General features: G+C 46.1%; 1 protein-coding gene. It reads left to right on the plus strand.

From position 1 onward, the window contains the following. Nucleotides 1–395, plus strand: a 395-nt coding sequence (locus ACLOR3_RS01975; RefSeq protein WP_412036938.1) for an MBL fold metallo-hydrolase RNA specificity domain-containing protein, incomplete at both ends; no start/stop codon positions are given.

A 395-nucleotide genomic window follows, 5' to 3' on the forward strand; every position in this document is an offset into this window, starting at 1 on the left:
AATTGAGCTTGGCTATATCAAGGTACCACCTGGAACGATTATTGAACCAAGTGAAATCAAAGACTACCCGGCAAACGAAATCCTCATTATGTGTACAGGTAGCCAAGGGGAGCCTATGGCGGCACTGTCTCGTATCGCTAATGGAACCCACCGCCAGGTGCAATTGCAACCGGGTGATACCGTTATCTTCTCATCTAGTCCAATTCCTGGGAATACAACTAGTGTGAATAAATTGATCAATATCATCTCGGAAGCAGGAGTCGATGTCATCCACGGTAAGATTAACAACATCCATACCTCTGGACACGGTGGCCAACAAGAACAAAAGCTCATGTTACGCTTGATCAAACCCAAATACTTCATGCCTGTCCACGGTGAGTACCGCATGCAGAAGA

The organism is Streptococcus intestinihominis (assembly GCF_046824975.1).
Classification (GTDB): Bacteria; Bacillota; Bacilli; order Lactobacillales; family Streptococcaceae; genus Streptococcus.